Origin of the sequence: Nocardia sp. NPDC051756 (genome assembly GCF_040681495.1) — a bacterium.
GTDB lineage: Bacteria > Actinomycetota > Actinomycetes > Mycobacteriales > Mycobacteriaceae > Nocardia.
On sequence record NZ_JBFAYV010000003.1, the window covers coordinates 36670 to 54451 of the forward strand.

Sequence of the window (17782 nt, forward strand, 5' to 3'; positions counted from 1 at the left end):
TCAGACCAGGGCTGACTCAGCGCGAAGCGGTTTCGACCTCGCGTTGCGATGCCGCGGTCTGCCGCTGTCCGGCGAACCAGGTGGCGTGGAAGCCCGCGGCCAACCCGGCGAGCAGCGCCAGCACGACCGTGCCGGCCAGGACCGGGTATTCGGCCATCTGCACCGGCAGGTAGCGGTAGGAGAGCAGCAGCACGGCGAGCACCAGCGCGCCGCCCGCGACCAGCCGGATGCGGAACCAGCCCCAGCCGCGTTCCGGATCGCGCAGCGCCGACTCGACGGTCAGGCACAGCACCGCGCCCGCGACGAGGTCCACGCCGTAGTGGTAGCCGAAGCCGAGGGTCGCGGTCACCGTGGCGAGCAGCCAGAACGCGCCGCCCCAGCGCACCACGCTCGGCGCGGGACCGCCGTCGGTGTCGCGGCGGGTGTGCAGGAACACCGACAACGCCCAGGCGGTGTGCATGGACGGCATGCAGTTGCGCGGCGTCGCCGAGTCGAACGGCATCGGCATCGGGTTGCGGTCCAGCGGCGGCACCACGCTCGGCCAGTAGTTGCCCAGTTGCAGCCCGTGCCCGTCCGCGCCGAACGCGAACATCGGCCCGACCACCGGGAAGATCACATAGACGATCGGGCCGACCAGCCCGAGCACCAGAAACGTGCGCACCAGATAGTGCGTCGGCCAGCGGCCACTGGACACCACCCGGCGCAGCTGCCACACCGCCACCACGATCGCCGCGACCGGCAACTCGATGTAGACCCAGTGCAGCACCCCGTAGACGACCGGCCCGAGCACGTCGAGCACCCGGCCCATCACCCAGGACGGATCGCCCAGCGCGTGATCGGCGAGCAGCACGTATTCATCGAGCACCGTCGGCCTGCTCATGATGGTGACGTGCAGCCACACATCACCGACCTTGGTGGCGAGAACAAGGAGCGCGCCCAACGCCGCGGCATGCAGCGCGTTGCGCCGTTCGGTCCCGTCCCAGCGGAACCATGCGTACACCGCGAGCCCGGTGAGCACGATCACCGGACCGTTGCCGATCGCGAACGACTCACCGGCCAGCAGCCGAATACCCGCCCACACCACGTCGATGCCCACGGCCGCACTCAGCGCGATGATCCGCCGCCGGGTCGAAATGCCAACCAGCGCAAGGACCAGACCCGCCCACGGCACCGACATAGACTTGGGGGTGCCGACGTAGTCCTGCCACAGGCTGCCCAGCGGTCCCTGGAACCCTTCGCGCATCGCCACGATTTGCAGCGCGATCAGCAGTACCGGCACCGCGGCGACGCCCGCCGCGACCCAGACCCGGGCCGGCGGCACGCGCAACCGAGGAGCGGCACTTCCTACTCTGGGTCCCGGGTCTTCGACAAGCACTCGACCATAGTAAACGGGGGGTGAACGCCATCCCACCGGCCGACTGAACAGTGGGCAACCGTACCCACCGCGGCTTTACTGCTCGAGCTCCTTGACCAGCGCGTCTACCACCGCAACCAGGTCGCCCTGGGCCGCGGCGGCGACTTTGCGCTGCCGCTGGTATGACGCACCTCGCTCCGGGATCTCCGCGACGAAGGCCAATTCGTCCGCGCAGCCGAGCCGTTTCGCGGTCGGCTCCAGCCGGTTCAGCAGGTCGGTCACGTCGTCGGTGACCAACCGCTCGTTGCTCTTGTCGTCCACGATGACGATCGCGTCCAGGCCGTAGCGGGCGGCCCGCCACTTGTTCTCCTGCACGTGCCACGGCGGCAGCGAGGGCAGCGTCTCGCCCTCCTCGAGCCTGCGGTCCAGGTCGACGATCAGGCAGTGGATCAGCGCGGCCATCGCGGCCAGCTCGGCGCGGGTGGACACCCCGTCACACACCCGGACCTCGATCGTCCCCCACTTCGGCGCCGGGCGGATGTCCCAGTGCATCCCGCCGAGCTGCTCGAACACCCCCGTCTTGAACTGGTCGTGCACGAAATGCTCGAAGCCACGCCAGTTTTCGAACTGGAACGGCAGACCGGCCGTGGGTAGCTGCTGGAACATCAGCGTCCGGTTGCTGGCGTAGCCGGTGTCCGAGCCCGCCCACATCGGCGAGGACGCGGACAGCGACAGCAGGTGCGGATAGTGGATCAGCAGCGCGTTCAGGATCGGAAAGACCTTGTCCCGGTGCGAAACTCCGACGTGCACGTGCACGCCCCAGATCATCATCTGGCGGCCCCACCACTGGGTGCGCTCGATCAGCTCGTCGTAGTGCTCCGAGCGGGTCAGCTGCTGCGCCGACCACTGCGCGAACGGATGGGTGCCCGCGCAGAACAGGTCGACGCCGAGCGGGTCGGCGGCGCGCCGGACCGCGGTCATGGTGCCGTGCAGGTCCTCGACCGCGTCGCCGACGGTCTCGTGCACCCCCGTGACCAGCTCGACGGTATTGCGCAACAACTCCTTGGTCACCTGTGGGGTGCCGTCGTGCGCGTGTAGATCGCCCAGTGAATCGAACACCGCCGCAGCGGTATTCGATAGATCGCGGCTCACCTTGTCGACGAGTGCGATCTCCCACTCGATACCTATGGTGGGCCGGGGCGATCCATGGAAGGGAACGTGTTCTCTGCCTGCCCCGGCCATATCGGCTCCTGCGCTACTGGATCACACCGCAGGCAACGCGGCCGCCCGCGTCGCCTGTCGCTAGCGTTGTATCGTCCGGGCCGGCAACGCCGTCGGCTCGGAGGTACCGGTTCGGGATGTTGCCGAAGTTGTCGGCATCGGCGTGGATCATCAACGCCTTGTTCTTCAGATCGTCGAGGGTCAGCGCGTCGGTGGTGGTGACCAGCTTCGCGGTGCCGTCCGAGCGGACCTCGAGCGAGGTGAGGTCGCCGCTGGCCGGGTGCGTGTTGGCGCTGCCGACCTGCAGATGGCCACCGGCGGAAAGGAAGTCGCCGGACGGGCCGCCGGTCGGCGCGACCGAGTTGGCCTCGCACTTGCCGATCGAGTGCACGTGCAGGCCGTGGAAGCCGGGCCGCAGGCCGTGCGCCTCGACGGTGAACTGCAGGTGGTTGCCGTCCTTGACGATGTTGGCGGTGGCGACCGAGGCGCCCGCGGCGTCCTTCAGATCGACCTTCACACCCTTGTTCGACTCCGCGTTGCCGGTTTCCTTGCCGGATTCGCCGGCCGGCGGGGCGGCCGCGCCACTCCACACGGGCGGGGTCGTTCCCTTGACGTCACTCGACTCCTGGCTGTTGGTGCAGCCTGCGAGGCCGAGGACCGCGACCGCGAGCACCGGGGTCACAGTCCGCCAGGACGGGCGACGAGTTGTGGACGGGGCCATCGGGGAACTCCTTTATGAGTACCGAGTTTACGAAGTTTACGAGTAAAGCTGGGTGGACACGTTCGTTACCGGACAAGATGATGCCACGTCCGCCGTGTCGCGCCGTGACAGGCCCGTTCAGCGGCAGGTCGCCAGTTGGCGCGACCGAGGTCGCCAGTTGTCAGTTACCCGTCACGATGACGGTTACACCGGGCGAGGACTCGCCCAATCCACTCGACTTCGATTCCGCGGTGATGCCGAGCTCCTGCGCGATGGCCTGCCCGGCCTCTTTGTCGCCCGGCGAATTGCCGTAGTACACCGTCGTTTTCGGGATATTGACGCCGGGGTAGTTGCCCGTCTCGACGACATTCCAGCCGTCGGCGGTGAGCTGATTCGCGGTCTTGCCGGCCAGCCCGGCGATCATGCTGTTGTTCAGCACGCGCACCGGAACCGCCTTCGCGGCGGCCGCCGAACCGGTGGTGGTGGCCGGCGTCGTGGTGGTCGGGGTGGTGGTCGTCGAGGACGGCGCGGCGGAGCTGGACGGCGCGGCGTCCGACGTCTTCGCGACGGTGGTGCTCGCGGGTACCTGCGGCGCGGGGGTGGCGGTGGTCGAGGTGGCCGATTCCGACGGACCGGAACTCGACGGATCGGCATCGGACTTCGACAGCGACATCGCTCCCAGGCCACCGAATACGATGGCCAGTGCGATCAACACCATCGCCAACGCTCGCAATGGCGGCCCACCGGAGGTGGGATTCGGGTAGCTCACCTAGTCGAGCCTAGCCCGGTCATACCTGGAAACCGAGCCGTCGCGCGGCCCTGGCTTTTTGCCTGCTCGCCCGCAGCCTGCGCAACCGCTTGACCAGCATGGGGTCGGCGGCGAGCGCCTCCTGCCGGTCCACCACCGCATTGAGCACCTGGTAGTACCGGGTGGGCGACATGCCGAACAGCTCCCGGATGGCTTCTTCCTTGGCCCCCGCGTACTTCCACCACTGGCGCTCGAAGGCCAGGATGTCGTGTTCGCGACGGCTCAGCCCGTCGCCGTCGCCGGTCGTTTCCGCTGCCGTGACATCGTCGCTCGCGGAAGGGTCGCCCTGGATCGCGGAAAGATTCCGTGCCGCTGCGCCGTCCATCTTGCTCCCTCGCCGAGTTACCACCAGACGAAAAATGGTGCTTGTACGTCGCGGATCATTCAACCACGAGAGCGTGGGATCGCCGGGTCTACGGCGCGGCGTGTTCCCTACCTGCCGGTAGGCGTGTCGCGGGAAGGTTGCCGCCCCCGCACGGTCGGCGGCCGGGCGGCGCGGCAATAATTGGTCCCATGGCTATCCTCCCGATCGTGATCGTCGGCGACCCGGTTCTGCACAACCCGACCGAACGGGTCACCCATTCACCGGAGGAATTGGCCGAGCTCATCGCGGATATGTACGACACGCTCGACGCCGCCCACGGTGTCGGCCTCGCCGCCAACCAGGTGGGCGTGCCGCTACGCCTGTTCGTCTACGACTGCCCGGATGTCGCGCCCGACGGCACCGCGACCCGACGCCGCGGCGCGGTGATCAACCCCGTGCTGGAGACCTCGGCCATACCGGAGACCATGCCGGACCCGGACGAGGACGAAGAGGGGTGCCTGTCGGTGCCCGGCGAGCAGTATCCGACCGGCCGGGCCGAATGGGCCAAGGTCACCGGCACCGACGAGCACGGTAAGCCGGTGGAGATCGAGGGCAAGGATTTCTTCGCCCGGATGTTGCAGCACGAGGTCGGGCACCTCGACGGGTTCCTCTATGTCGACGTGTTGATCGGGCGCAACGCCCGTGCGGCGAAGAAGGCGATCAAGCGCAACGGCTGGGGCACACCGGGTCTCAGCTGGATTCCCGGTACGGTCGCGGATCCGTTCGGCCATGACGACTGACGGAGCCGACACCGGCGCGTCCATTCCGCTCGGCCGCCGGGTGGTCCTGCGTTATCGACTGCCCGCGGGTTATCCACAACCGCTCACCGATGTGATCGGCGAATTGCTGTCGCTGGATCCGCCGACCGTGCGCGGAGCCGACGGACAGGTCGTCTCGGTAACACCGGATCGGGTGGTCGCGCTGAAAGCGTTGGGGCCGAGGCCGATTCGGACCAAGGAAATCCGGTCGCTGGAAGCGGCCGCGGCGGACGCCTGGCCGGGTATCGAGCACACCTGGATCGACGGGTGGCTGGTGCGGGCCGGGCACGGGTACACCGGGCGCGCCAATTCCGCTGTGCCGCTGGGTGGTTCCGACGGGCCCGCGGTGGTGACGCCGGACGCGATCCAGCGCATCGGCGAGTGGTACACCGCGCACGGGTTGCCGCTGCTGCTCGCGCTGCCTGATCGGCTCGCGCCCATTCCGCCGGGCTGGGACAGCTGGCGGGAGACCGTGATGCTGGCCATCGACATCGAGAATTTCGTGCTCCCGCAAGGGCCTTCGATGGTGCGCGTCGCCACCGCGCCGGACCGGGCCTGGCTGGAGTTGAATCGCTACGAGGGGGAACCGCCTACGCCGCAACGACCTTCGTCGCGGGAACCGGACGTCGAGGTGCTGACCGCGGTGCGCGACGGCGAGCTGGGGTTCGCCTCGCTCGGCGTGCCGACGCCGATCGCGATCGGGCGCGGCGCGGTCACCACGGCGCCGGACGGGCGGCGCTGGGTCGGCCTCACCTGCGTGGCGGTCGGCGCGGAACATCGCCGCAAGGGGCTCGGTTCGCTGGTGTGCGCGGAGTTGATCCGGTGGGGGCACGGGCGGGGCGCGACGCACGCGTACCTTCAGGTCGAGGCCGGCAACAGTGGCGCGCTGGCGCTGTATCGCGAGCTGGGTTTCGTCGAGCACCACATGTATCGGTACGCGTCTCCGACCAACCACCCACACGGGTCCGCCGACCTCCGGTAAAACGGAGTCATAGCCCCAACGAAGGAAGGCACCTGTGCGCCTCGCCACCTGGAACGTCAATTCGATCCGCTCCCGGCTCGACCGGGTCGCGGAATTTCTGGATCGCCAGGATATCGACGTGCTGGCGATCCAGGAGACGAAGTGCCGCGACGACCAGTTCCCGTTCGAGCGATTCGACGAACTCGGTTACGAGGTAGCCCATCTCGGCATCAACCAGTGGAACGGGGTGGCCATCGCGTCCCGGGTCGGCCTGAAGGATGTGGAGTTCGCCTTCCCGAATCAGCCCGGCTTCGACAAGGAGGCCGGTGAGTCGCTGATCAGCGCGCCGGTCGTCGAGTCCCGCGCGCTCGGCGCCACCTGCGGCGGCGTCCGGGTCTGGAGCCTGTACGTGCCCAACGGCCGTGCGCTGGACGATCCGCACTACACCTACAAGCTGGAATGGCTTGCCGCCCTGCGCGAGAACGGCGCGTGCTGGCTCGCCGAGGACCCCGAGGCGAAGATCGCCCTGGTCGGTGACTGGAATATCGCCCCCACCGACGACGACGTCTGGTCCGTCGACTTCTTCGAAAACAAAACCCACACTTCGCAACCCGAGCGCGACGCCTTCCAGTCCTTCCTCGACACCGGCTTCGCCGACGTCATGCGCCCCTTCGCCCCTGGCCCCGGCATCTACACCTACTGGGACTACACCCAACTCCGCTTCCCCCGCAAAGAGGGCATGCGCATCGACTTCATCCTCGCCTCCCCCACCCTGGCCACCACCGCCACCGACGCCGTAGTCGACCGCGAAGAACGAAAAGGCAAGGGCGCCAGCGACCACGCCCCGGTAATCGCCGAATTCACCGTCTGACCGCGCCATCCGCCCCCAGGCCGGATCAGGAGACTATTTTCATTGACTTTATCTTTAGCACTTTGATACTGTGCTGAGGCGTTGACCTTTCTCAAAGCGTAAAGTGAAGCCAGGAGGGCGGCCGTGGAGCATGAGCTTGTTGTCGACAACGAAGTATTCGAGGCCCTCGTAGCAGCAAGGCGCGGCTTCGAAAGCGCCAACGACGTGCTCCGCCGCTTGCTTCTTGGCAGCCGCAGCACAGGTACCACTAAGAATATGACGAACTCGGGGCAGCAGCGCGCCGGACAACTGGCGGCGCTACTGGAACGAGGCTTGATCGAAAGTGGTGACGAACTTCGCCATGAACGTGTCCGCAGCGGCCAAGTCTTTGTGGCCGAAGTCCTCGACGACGGGCTGCTCCGGACAGACAAGGGCATTTACAGCGCGCCGTCCCCAGCGCTCAAAGCCCTGGTCGGATCGGATATCAACGGTTGGCAGAACTGGATCCATACCCGGTCCGATAAGACGCTGAGCCAGCTACGGGACTCCCTCTAATCTTGTAGACTTTGCCGAAAAGATAGCTAGAGATAAAGAGAACCGACCGCCCCTCCCTGGTGCGGGAGCGGACGATCGGCCATGTCCATCTATCTTATCAAAGGTGCTTCGATGAGTAACCCGCAACGCGCGTGTCCTCGATCTCACCGGGGACACCGATGACCTCCTACGACAAGCCGTTCAAGACGCACGCACAGCAGTTGGAACTGCTGCGTGGGCGCGGCATGCACATCGCCGATGACGCAGTCGCCCTGCGGGCGCTGCGAAATATCGGCTACTACCGGTTGAGCGGCTACTGGTACATCTACCGCGTCTGGACGAAATTTGTATGTGGAACTGGTGCCGCACCGCATATCGAGGTAGGCGACCAGTTCAAACCGGGAACCACCTTCGATCGGGTCCTGGATCTCTATGAATTCGACCGACGTCTTCGATTGCATGTGCTGGATGCGATCGACCGCGTCGAGGTAGCCCTGCGCGTGCGACTCGGCTACACACTCGGTGCAGGCCACGCATTCGCGCATCTCGACCGTACGGCACTGGATGAGACGTTCACCCAGTATGACGGCCGGAATCCCATTGCGAGCCAGTCGCTTTGGCTGTCCAGTGAGCACGCCAAATGGTTGACGAATGTCCGCCGGGACGAGAAAAGATCGAAACACGACTTCGTCAAGCACTTCAAATCCAAATACGGTATGCCGCTGCCTGTCTGGGTTGTCACGGAACTTCTGACCTTCGGCAGCGCAGCAACATTACTGGCCGGCTTGAAACAACGACAGAAGAACATGATCGCGGCCGAGTTCGGGATCTTCGACGAGCATTGCGACGGTGACGGCGCAGCACTGACCAAGTGGGTTGCCAATCTCGTCTACCTGCGCAATACCTGCGCCCACCATGGCCGCCTGTGGAATCACAACCTCGTCGACCAGCTCGGCAGACTCGAGGGAACCCCGGATCTCGCCCACGCGAGTGGAGTGCATCAACGCTCGCGGATCTATGCGTCACTCGCTGTCCTCGCCTATCTCACGAGCCAACTCGATCCCGAGTCGACGTGGCGCACCGACACCGCCGCCATGATCGAGTCCGGCCTCGCCGCTATCGGTGAGTCACCCGATCGGATCGGCTGCCCGCCACTGTGGCACACAGAACCCATATGGTCCGTGGACTACAAGCCGCCAGCGGATCCGATTCCGGTCGAGCACCGCGAAATACTGCGGCAGTTCGAGTGCATCGGTACGGCGGACGTCGGCTTGATTATCGATGCGAGTCCGAACTCCAAGCGCCGCGCCAGCGCAGTGCGGTATCACCGTGCCCGCAATGAATTAATCGGCTTACCGGTCGCAAACACGTACCGGTTTCCAGTATTTCAATTCGATACCGCCAGTGCACGTATAAACCCGCTCGTGGCGTACACCAACGTCGCACTCGGAGCCAGAGACGACCCGTGGGGTGCAGCAACATGGTGGGGTGCACCGAACATCAATGTGAACAACGCCACGCCGATAGATTCGCTGCTGGCAGGGACCCTCACGCAGTTGATGATCGACACCGCGCTTACCGCCAGGACTCCAAGCAGTAGTCCGGCGTCAGTCGGTACCCAATTCACGGACTGACGCCGGTCGCCGCTCAACTGGCCGAGGCGCTCGAGCGGTTGGTGCGGCCGTAGCGTTCGCGCGCTTCCTGCGGCGTGACGGTTACTGGGTTCTGTGGGATGCCTGCTTCCAAGTGCTCGCGGTAGAGGCGGGCGGTCATGGGGCCCAGGAAGTTTCCGAGTACGGCTTGTTTGGCCTGCTCGTTGCCCAGGGCCTTGATTGCCATTCGCATCGGGATGCGGTAGCCGCGGTCGATGAAGGCCGGGTGGTCGAAGCCGCCGGTGGTGCGCATCCATTTGGGGAGGGTGGCGATGGTGGCGGGGGCTACCAGGCGGCTGCCGGACCAGAGTTTGACGCCGCGGTCGCGCGGGGTGTGCAGGAGGTAGTGCATGCCCTGGTGGGCCCGTTCGGAGGTGCAGAGTTTGGGGCGCATGGCGGCGAAGTAGTCGCGGACCTCGGCGCGCGACCTCGGGACGTCGGCGGGCTTGCAGGTCTGCAGCTCGGCGGCGATCACGCATTCGGCCCAGTAGCGCTGTTCCTCGGCGGGAGTGAGCGGGCCGGGGCCGTAGACCTCGTAGCACTTGAGCACCGAGTGCCAGCCGGTGACGTGGATCCACAGTTGTGAGTCGGGATTGTTTGCGCTGTACCGCTTTCCGCTGATCGGCTCGATGCCGGTGGCCTGCGCGTGCACCTTCATCAGGTGCTCGGACGCCTCGATCGCCATGCGGCTGTCGGCGACGGCCGCGATGAGGAAGTAGGCGAAGGTGTGGTCGAGCCGGCCACGCGGGTCGGTGTAGATGCCTTGCACGTCGGCGACCGCGGCGGTGAGCGCGGGATCGAAGTGCTCGAGCACGACCGAGCGCTGGAAGCCGATCACGGCGGTGGCGTGGGTCCACACCTTCCAGGTGGGCGAGTCGGGGCCGAAGAAGCCGTAGTCGACCGCGCGGATGGTCCGCGCCGGTGCGTCGAATTGCGGTCGCTCGGGCTGTGCTGTCATCGTCTTGCTCCTTTGCCTGACGAATTCCGCTACGGGTTCATTTCGTAGGTCCCGGCGAGGGAACGGGCCTGGGCGAAGACCTTTTCGAAGCGGGCTCGGTCGGCTACCGGGCGGCGGATCAGGTCGAGGGCGCGGGTTTGCTGGGCCTTCGTCGCGGCGGGCTTGGTGTGCAGGGTGAGGGCGTTCTTGGCGAACTCGCGGACGAAGTTGTCGAAGATCTGGTCGAGCAGGGCGGGGCTGGTGCCTTCGATCTCGGCCTGTTCGAGGATGAGTTGCGCGTAGGGCAGGGCGGTGAACAGCTCGCCGAGGGCGAAGAGGAAGTCGACGTCGCGCTGCTGCGCGGCGGTGGGAGCCGCTGCAGCGAGCAGGGTTTGGAAGGCGAGGGCCTGCTCCAGGAACACCGCGACATTCGGTACGTGGGTGAACTTTTCGAAGACCGAGCGCCAGTCGGTGAAGCGGATGCGGCCCAGGCCGCTGCTCGGGCCCTGCCGGAACAGGAACTCGTCGTCGGCGGCGTCGCGCCGGGTGGGCACCGGAGCGTATGCGGCACCGGCGAATTCGGCGCGCAGCTTCGGCACCGCGGCGCCGGCCCTCGGCGCGAGCCGGCGACTCGACCAGCTCAGCGCGCCGGAGACCGCGCGCACCGTGCCCTTCGGCGCGGAACCCGCGCCGGGCAGGAATTGCAGCGCGGCGAGCCCGGCGTCGGCGGGATGGAACATGAAGTTGGCCATGAACTTCAGCGACAGCGCCATGTTCACGTGCACCGTGCCCTCGAGCCGGGGCAGCCCGAACAACCCGAGCATCGCCATCGGGAAGTACATGTCCTTCTCGAAACCACGGGCCGCGATCACATCCGCGAGATCCTCGATGATCCGCTGCCCCTGCCGGGTGACGGTCATCTTCTCGATCGCGTTGAACAGCAGGTAGCGCCGGTCTTCCGGGGAGGCCGACCGCATGTAGTCGATGGCCCGCTCGCTGTAGAGCTTCATCGCCATCAACCGCGCGTACGAGTCGGTCATCAGCGCCTGCACCTGCGGGAACTCGGTCACCCTGTGCCCGAACAGGATTCGGTTCTCCGCGTGCGTGATGGCCTCGTAGTAGGCGTGCTCACAAGCGCCGACGGCGCCGAACCCGAGGTTGAACTTGCCCACATTGACGGTGTTCATCGCCGCGTGGAACGCCGCCTCGCCGCGATGCAGGATGTCCTGCTCGGCCACCGGATATCCGTCGAGATCGAAAGCGGCCACGTACATCTGGCCGTCGACGACATTGCCGCGCAGGTGGTAGTTCTCGTGCTTGCTGTCCGCGAGGAAGAACAGGTAACCCTCGTAATCCTGTTGCGTCGGTTTGCTGTCCAGCGCCTTGGAACTGTCGATGATCGGCTTGTCCGAGCGCCGGCCGAACACCGAGACCAGCGCGGCCTGATTGCCGTTGCCGATGTAGTGCTTGCCGCCGGTGGCCCGATATCCGCCGCCCGGCTGTGGCTCGACCATCATGTCGGTCGAGTAGACATCGGCGCCGTGATCCTTCTCGGACAAGCCGAAGGCGAAGATCTCACCGGAATCCAGCAGCGCGGCCGCCCGCTGCTTGGCCGCCGCGTTGTCGCTCTGCCAGATCGGCCCGAGGCCGAGGATGCTGACCTGCCAGACGTACCAGTACTGCATGGAGTAGAAGCCGAGGATCTTGCTCAGCATCGCGATCCGCCCGGTGTCCCAGCGCTTGTTCGGATCACCGTTGGCCTCGGCGGCGGGAGTGAGGAAGGTCGCGAAGAGGCCCTCGCGCTTCACGAAATCGAGGAACTCGGTGTACCAGACCCGATCCCGATCCTCCTGCTTCAGCACCGCCTTGCCGCGGGCCTCGAACCAGTCGACGGTCGCGCGCAGCAGCCGCCGGGTCTCGGTGTCGAACTCGGCAAACTCGCAGGTCTTCGGGTTGAACAGGGTTTCGGTCATCGCTGACTCCTCGGCCGTGAGATCGCGCTCGCGCCTGCGGACAGGTCGCTCGAACAAGGGCAGCCGGCCGTCTCCGGCCGACTTCATGCACGACTGTAGCATTAACCTTCATTTACGTAGGAAGTTGATCTACAGGCGTCGGACCAGCGAGAACCTGGCAACTCGCGCTGCTATGTTGGTGCCCATGGGTAGCGATTCGGCCGTGCGACCGCGACAACGGGCGCCACACCTCGGCCCGGAGCGCCGCCGCCCACAGGTCCTGGACACCGCGCTGGCCATCGCGGTCGAAGACGGCATCGCGGCGATCACCATGGCCGCCGTCGCCGAGCGGATGAACGTGACCAGGCCGGTCGTCTATGCCTGCTTCGCCGATCGGGTCGAGCTGATCGAGGCGCTCATCCAGCGCGAGGAGAGCTATCTGGTCGACGACCTGCTCGGGGTGATGCGCCGCCGCGACGTCGACGCGGGTGAGACCGTGTTCATCGAGGGCTTCCGCGCGTTGCTGGAAAAGGCGACGGCCCGCCCCGACGCGTGGCGCCTGCTCTACGGCAATCCCGATCCAGCCGTGGCGGATTCGTTCGGCCGCGGCCGCGCCCTGGCCATCGAACGGTGCAGCACGCTGCTGCGACCGACCCTGCGCGCCTGGGGCACCGAGGACGCCGAACGCAAGCTGCCCGTACTGGTCGAGCTGTGGGTCTCCGCAGGTGAGGGCGCGGTGCGCACGCTGCTCGCCGACGACGGCGACTGGACGGCGGCGGATCTCGGCGCCTTCGTCGGCGCGGCGGTGTACCGCGCGCTGCGGCACGCCTGATGCTGTCCTGACAAATAGTCGGCTACTTGCCGAACAGCTAGTCGAAATGCCTCCCCGATGCCGCGATGTTCCGGCAGAATTCGCCCCGTCGGGGGCGGATTCCGCCACTGCGCCCGACCGGCCATCACTACGATGGTGACCAGTTGAACCAGGCCACAAGCCAGGCAGGAGGTGCGGTCATGGCGTTCTATCGACAAGTAGGAGCGGTGCCGCCGAAACGGCATACGCAACATCGGGACGAGCAGGGACAGCTCTACTACGAGGAGCTGATGGGCGAGGAGGGTTTTTCCGGCGACTCCTCGCTGCTCTACCACCGCGGGCTGCCGCCCGCGATCGTCGACTCGACGGTGTGGGAGCTGCCCGATCAGACCACCACCCCGAATCATCCACTGCGGCACCGGCATCTGCGGTTGCCCGAGCTGTTCCCGGACGACACCCCGGCCCGTACCGACGCGGTGACCGGACGACGCCTCATCCTGGGCAACGCCGATGTGCGCATCTCCTACGTCGTGGCCAAGGGCGCGTCCCCGCTGTACCGCAACGCGATCGGCGACGAGCTGGTCTACGTGGAATCCGGTGCGGCCGTGCTCGAAACGGTCTTCGGCCCGGTGCCCGCGCGCCAGGGCGACCAGGTGCTGATCCCGCGCGCGACCACCCACCGCTGGCTGCCCACCGGCCAGGAACCGTTGCGCGCGTATGTGATCGAGGCGTCCAGTCACATCACCCCACCGAAGCGGTACCTGTCGAAGTTCGGCCAGCTGCTCGAACACGCGCCGTACTGCGAACGCGACCTGCACGGCCCGGCCGAAACGCTGACCGCGACCGGCACCGACGTGGAGGTGCTGGTCAAGCACCGGCCCGGCGGCAAGGTCGTCGGCACCCGGCTGCTGTACGCCACGCACCCGTTCGACGTGGTCGGCTGGGACGGCTGCCTGTACCCGATCACCTTCAACATCAGCGACTTCGAACCGATCACCGGCCGCATCCATCAGCCGCCGCCGGCCCATCAAGCCTTCGAGGGGACCAACTTCGTGGTCTGTAATTTCGTGCCGCGCAAGGTCGACTATCACCCGCTGTCGATCCCGGTGCCGTACTACCACTCCAACGTCGACTCCGACGAGATCATGTTCTACTGCGGCGGAAACTACGAGGCGCGCAAGGGTTCCGGCATCGCGCAGGGCTCGGTGTCGGTGCACCCGGGCGGCTACGCGCACGGCCCGCAACCCGGCGCGTACGAGCGCAGCATCGGGCTCGACTACTTCGACGAACTGGCCGTCATGGTCGACACCTTCCGTCCGCTGGAACTCGGCGAAGGCGCCCTCGCCTGCGAGGATCCGGCCTACGCGTGGACCTGGTCCGGCCGGGGGCCCGCGTGAAGACTCGCGTCGAAGTACCCACCGATTCGCTGTTCGGTACGGACAACCTGCCCTACGGCGTATTTGCTCCCGAAGGCCAGAACTACCGGGTCGGAACCCGATTGGGCGATTCAGTCATCGATCTCGCGACCGCCCTGGGCGATCCGGAGTTCGGTGAATCGAGCCTGGCCGCGCTCATGGCGCAGGGCCCGCGCCGCTGGCGCGAGGTGCGCGAACGCGTCCGTGAACTGGTCGACAACGAAATCGACAGTGCCGCAATACATCCACTCGCCGAGGTGCGGCTCGGCCTGCCGGTGCCGATCGGCGACTACGTCGACTTCTACGCCAGCCTCGACCACGCGACGAACCTCGGCCGCCTGTTCCGTCCGGACAGCGAACCGCTGCTGCCCAACTGGCGGCACCTGCCGGTCGGCTACCACGGCCGGGCGGGCACCGTGGTGGTGTCCGGCACCGAGGTGATCCGCCCCCACGGCCAGCGCCGAACCGATTCGGGCACACCGGATTTCGGACCCTCGCGGCGACTCGACATCGAGGCCGAGCTCGGCTTCCTGGTCGGCGTCGGCTCCGAACTCGGCGATCCGGTGGAGACCGGCGAGTTCGCCGAGCGGGTATTCGGCGTCGCGCTGGTCAACGACTGGTCCGCCCGCGACATCCAGGCCTGGGAGTACCAGCCGCTCGGCCCGTTCCTCGGCAAGTCCTTCGCGACGTCCCTCTCGCCCTGGGTCACGCCGCTGGCCGCACTGGAATCCGCGCGGATACCCACCCCCGAGCAGAACCCCGAACCCCTGCCCTACCTGCAAGAAAAGGAGCCGTGGGGGCTCGACATCGACCTGACGGTGGCCTGGAACGGCGAGGCGGTCTCGCACCCGCCGTTCTCCCGGATGTACTGGTCACCGGCGCAGATGCTGGCCCACCTCACCGCGAACGGCGCCATCACCCGCACCGGCGACCTGTACGCGTCCGGCACCATCTCCGGACCGGATCCCGATCAGCGCGGCTCGTTCATCGAACTGTCCTGGGGCGGAAGCGAACCCGTTCTGGTGAACGGTCAGAAGCGCACCTTCCTGGAGGACGGCGACGAGGTGGTCATCACCGCGTCCGCGCCCGGCCCGGACGCGCGGCGCATCGGTCTCGGCGAGGTCCGCGGCCGGATCCTCCCCGCGCGTCCGCGCGGATAACCGGACCACACTACGACGCGAGCCGGGCCGAATCGATCGGCCCGGCTCGCGTCGTTCGCGTCGAATCTATTGTCCCGCAACGGCTCCGCGGCCGGCGTACACCACCGCGATGAAGCCGGTCAGGTCCTCGATGAGCGTGTCCACGCCGTCCGGCGTGCCGCCGTCGTCGTGATGGTGCAGCCAGTCCGCGACCAACTCGAACATGCCGCCGATGGTGGCCAGCGCCAAGGCCAGCCGGGCCCGCTGCACCCGGGGATCACTCGCCGGCTCACCGGACCACTCCCGGTCCAGGAACGCCGCCGACCAGCGCCGGTTGCTGCGCCGGATCCGCTCGACCGTCGGCGAAATACCGCCCGCCTCACCGAAAGTCACCTTCGCCAGGCGCGGGTCGTCGGCGATGGCGTGCACGAACGCCGCGAGCACCGGCTCGGCCCGCTCCGGCCAGGCCAGTTCGGCGGCCGCGCCGGCGCCGGCGATCACCCGTTGCTGGATCTGCGCGGTGAGCTGTTGGAGCAGCGCGATGTAGCACGCTTCCTTGCTGTCGAAATGGTCGTAGAACCCCTTGGTTCCGACATAGGCGCGCTGGCAGATCTGCTCGATCGATGTTCCCGAATAGCTGTGCTCGGCAAACAGTTCGGTGGCCGCGTCGAGCAGTTGATTGCGCCGCTGTGCGCTGCGCTGTTCGGCGTCGAGTCCACGGATCCGGCGGCGAGCCGGCCCCTCGGCAGGCCGCGCGGCGGATTTGCTGCGGGTCATACCCTCGACCATAGCTCGATGACGTTTAGAAAGAGATCTTGTTAGTAACACGTTCCCGTGTTGTAATCGCTGTCACCTTGATGAGGAAGGACGCATACGTGTCAGTGATCAATGGTGATCCGGCCGGCCGCCCGCGGACCGGCATACGTTCGGTGGCCGTGTTGGTGACCATGGCGTTCGCCATGGCCACCGTGCTGCTGACCGGCGCGGTCAATTCCGCGCCCGCCGCGGCAGTGCCACTCCCGCAAGACGACTCGTTCTACCAACCTCCCGCAGGGTTCGCCGACCAGGCGCCCGGCGCGATTCTCCGATCGCGGGAGGTGCACCTGGCGGTCCTGACCGTGCTGCCGCTGAATGTGCGTTCCTGGCAGTTGCTCTACCGCACCACCGATCTCAACGACCAGCCCACCGTCGCCGTCACCACGGTCATCCTGCCCGCGGGCGCCGACCCGAACCGTTCCCGTCCGCTGGTTTCGCTGCAGTTCTATTACGACAGCGCCAGCAACGACTGCTCGCCGTCGTATGTGCTGCAACAGGGTTCGGGCCTGGCCGGACTCGAGGGCATCCATTCGCAGAGCGAACTGATCGCGATCGCCGCACTGATCAGCCAGGGCTGGGCGATCTCGGTGCCGGACTACGAGGGCCTCGACGGACACCTCACGGTGCCGAAGGAGCCCGGCTACATGACCCTCGACGGCATCCGCGCCGCCGAAGGTTTCCAGCCGCTCGGCCTGGACGGGGCGAATACCCCGGTCGCCATGTGGGGCTTCTCCGGCGGCGGCATGGGTTCGGGCTGGGCGGCGGAAATGCAGCCGACCTACGCGCCGGAGCTGAACGTCAAGGGCATCGCCATGGGCTCGCCGACCTCGGACGTGGTGTCGCTGCTGCACGTCAACGGGTCGATGTTCTCCTCGCTGATCGGCATCGGCATCTCCTCGCTGCGCAAGGCCTATCCGAAGTTCAAGGAGGCGGCCGACCGGTATCTGACGCCCGAGGGCCAGGCGCTGATGGACCGGACCGAGCGGCAATGCCTGCCGCGCAACGCGCTCACCCAGATGTTCGTCGACTACGGGCGACTGCTGACCATCCCGATTCCCGACTTCCTCCAGGTCCCCGAGATCAAGGAGACCTTCGAGCAGACGGTGCTCGGCCGCAATATCCCCACCGCACCGATCTTCCTGTACCAGGGCGTCTTCGACGAGGCGGTTCCGGTGTGGACCAATGATCGGCTCAACCAGCAGTGGTGTGCCGGCGGCGCGTCCGTCGTCTACACGCGCGATCATCTCAGCGAGCATCTGAGTCTGCCGTCGCTCGGCATGGCGGGCACGCTCAACTGGATGAAAGCCCGGCTGGCGCCGAACGCACCCGATCAGGTCGGCTGCCGCACCGACAATGTGGTGTCCATGCTCGCCGATTTCAACGCCTTGCTGACGCAGATCGAGATCAACCTGAACGCCACCTTCGGCGCGCTCGGGTTCCCGATCGGCCCACGCGAGCGCTAGTTCGCCGCACCGCCTGGCCCTCGACCACAACCGGTCGGGGGCCAGGC

17 protein-coding genes are annotated in these 17782 nt (G+C 66.8%); 9 read left to right on the plus strand and 8 right to left on the minus strand.

The window, feature by feature from the left end:
• Positions 1-16 precede the first annotated feature (16 nt).
• The 5 genes from AB0M22_RS11785 to AB0M22_RS11805 all read right to left on the minus strand — a co-directional run bounded on the left by AB0M22_RS11785 (position 17) and on the right by AB0M22_RS11805 (position 4408).
• Entirely contained in the window at positions 17-1321 is a 1305-nt protein-coding gene (locus AB0M22_RS11785; RefSeq protein WP_364726845.1) for a DUF5933 domain-containing protein, read from the minus strand.
• A gap of 129 nt (positions 1322-1450) precedes the next feature.
• Positions 1451-2596 carry a glutamate--cysteine ligase gene (locus AB0M22_RS11790; RefSeq protein WP_150399987.1) on the minus strand — a complete coding sequence of 382 codons (1146 nt, stop codon included), beginning with the start codon at positions 2594-2596 and terminating at the stop codon, positions 1451-1453.
• Between the two features lie 13 nt (positions 2597-2609).
• Positions 2610-3296: a superoxide dismutase family protein gene (locus tag AB0M22_RS11795; protein ID WP_364724244.1), complete on the minus strand. Its 687-nt coding sequence runs from the start codon at positions 3294-3296 to the stop codon at positions 2610-2612.
• Positions 3297-3456: 160 nt separating this feature from the next.
• On the minus strand, positions 3457-4044 hold the full coding sequence (locus AB0M22_RS11800; RefSeq protein ID WP_364724246.1) for a LytR C-terminal domain-containing protein: 588 nt from the start codon (positions 4042-4044) through the stop codon (positions 3457-3459).
• A 19-nt stretch (positions 4045-4063) separates the two neighbouring features.
• Entirely contained in the window at positions 4064-4408 is a 345-nt protein-coding gene (locus AB0M22_RS11805; protein WP_364724249.1) for a DUF3263 domain-containing protein, read from the minus strand.
• A 188-nt stretch (positions 4409-4596) separates the two neighbouring features.
• On the opposite strand from AB0M22_RS11805, the gene AB0M22_RS11810 reads away from it, so the two are divergent.
• The 5 genes from AB0M22_RS11810 to AB0M22_RS11830 all read left to right on the plus strand — a co-directional run bounded on the left by AB0M22_RS11810 (position 4597) and on the right by AB0M22_RS11830 (position 9184).
• A complete protein-coding gene (locus AB0M22_RS11810) occupies positions 4597-5187 on the plus strand; it encodes a peptide deformylase (protein ID WP_364724252.1) in 591 nt (196 codons plus the stop codon).
• Complete coding sequence (locus AB0M22_RS11815; RefSeq protein ID WP_364724255.1) at positions 5177-6187, plus strand: GNAT family N-acetyltransferase; 1011 nt, start codon at positions 5177-5179, stop codon at positions 6185-6187. The genes AB0M22_RS11810 and AB0M22_RS11815 overlap by 11 nt, the downstream gene beginning before the upstream one ends.
• A 34-nt stretch (positions 6188-6221) precedes the next feature.
• Complete coding sequence (locus AB0M22_RS11820; RefSeq protein WP_364724257.1) at positions 6222-7037, plus strand: exodeoxyribonuclease III; 816 nt, start codon at positions 6222-6224, stop codon at positions 7035-7037.
• 123 nt (positions 7038-7160) lie between these two features.
• The gene (locus tag AB0M22_RS11825; RefSeq protein WP_364724260.1) at positions 7161-7571 is read left to right on the plus strand and encodes a hypothetical protein; all 411 of its coding nucleotides are present in this window, start codon (positions 7161-7163) and stop codon (positions 7569-7571) included.
• A 158-nt stretch (positions 7572-7729) separates the two neighbouring features.
• Positions 7730-9184, plus strand: a complete 1455-nt coding sequence (locus AB0M22_RS11830) for an Abi family protein (RefSeq protein ID WP_364724261.1) — start codon at positions 7730-7732, stop codon at positions 9182-9184.
• 13 nt (positions 9185-9197) lie between these two features.
• Here AB0M22_RS11830 and AB0M22_RS11835 read toward each other — a convergent pair whose 3' ends face one another.
• Both AB0M22_RS11835 and AB0M22_RS11840 read right to left on the minus strand, forming a co-directional pair.
• Entirely contained in the window at positions 9198-10160 is a 963-nt protein-coding gene (locus AB0M22_RS11835) for an oxygenase MpaB family protein (protein ID WP_364724264.1), read from the minus strand.
• Positions 10161-10189: 29 nt separating this feature from the next.
• On the minus strand, positions 10190-12112 hold the full coding sequence (locus AB0M22_RS11840; RefSeq protein ID WP_364724267.1) for an acyl-CoA dehydrogenase family protein: 1923 nt from the start codon (positions 12110-12112) through the stop codon (positions 10190-10192).
• Between the two features lie 184 nt (positions 12113-12296).
• Between AB0M22_RS11840 and AB0M22_RS11845 the strand changes: the two genes are divergently transcribed.
• From AB0M22_RS11845 to fahA, 3 genes are all read left to right on the plus strand, one after another.
• Positions 12297-12923 carry a TetR/AcrR family transcriptional regulator gene (locus AB0M22_RS11845; RefSeq protein WP_364724270.1) on the plus strand — a complete coding sequence of 209 codons (627 nt, stop codon included), beginning with the start codon at positions 12297-12299 and terminating at the stop codon, positions 12921-12923.
• A gap of 179 nt (positions 12924-13102) precedes the next feature.
• The gene (locus tag AB0M22_RS11850) at positions 13103-14299 is read left to right on the plus strand and encodes a cupin domain-containing protein (protein WP_364724273.1); all 1197 of its coding nucleotides are present in this window, start codon (positions 13103-13105) and stop codon (positions 14297-14299) included.
• Positions 14296-15477, plus strand: a complete 1182-nt coding sequence (gene fahA, locus AB0M22_RS11855) for a fumarylacetoacetase (protein ID WP_364724276.1) — start codon at positions 14296-14298, stop codon at positions 15475-15477. The genes AB0M22_RS11850 and fahA overlap by 4 nt, the downstream gene beginning before the upstream one ends.
• A gap of 66 nt (positions 15478-15543) precedes the next feature.
• On the opposite strand, the gene AB0M22_RS11860 is transcribed toward fahA, so the two are convergent.
• Positions 15544-16233, minus strand: coding sequence for a TetR/AcrR family transcriptional regulator (locus AB0M22_RS11860; protein ID WP_364724279.1), 690 nt, complete (start codon positions 16231-16233; stop codon positions 15544-15546).
• 98 nt (positions 16234-16331) lie between these two features.
• Here AB0M22_RS11860 and AB0M22_RS11865 point away from each other — a divergent pair, with 98 nt between their 5' ends.
• Positions 16332-17735 carry a lipase family protein gene (locus AB0M22_RS11865; protein ID WP_364724282.1) on the plus strand — a complete coding sequence of 468 codons (1404 nt, stop codon included), beginning with the start codon at positions 16332-16334 and terminating at the stop codon, positions 17733-17735.
• Positions 17736-17782 lie beyond the last annotated feature (47 nt).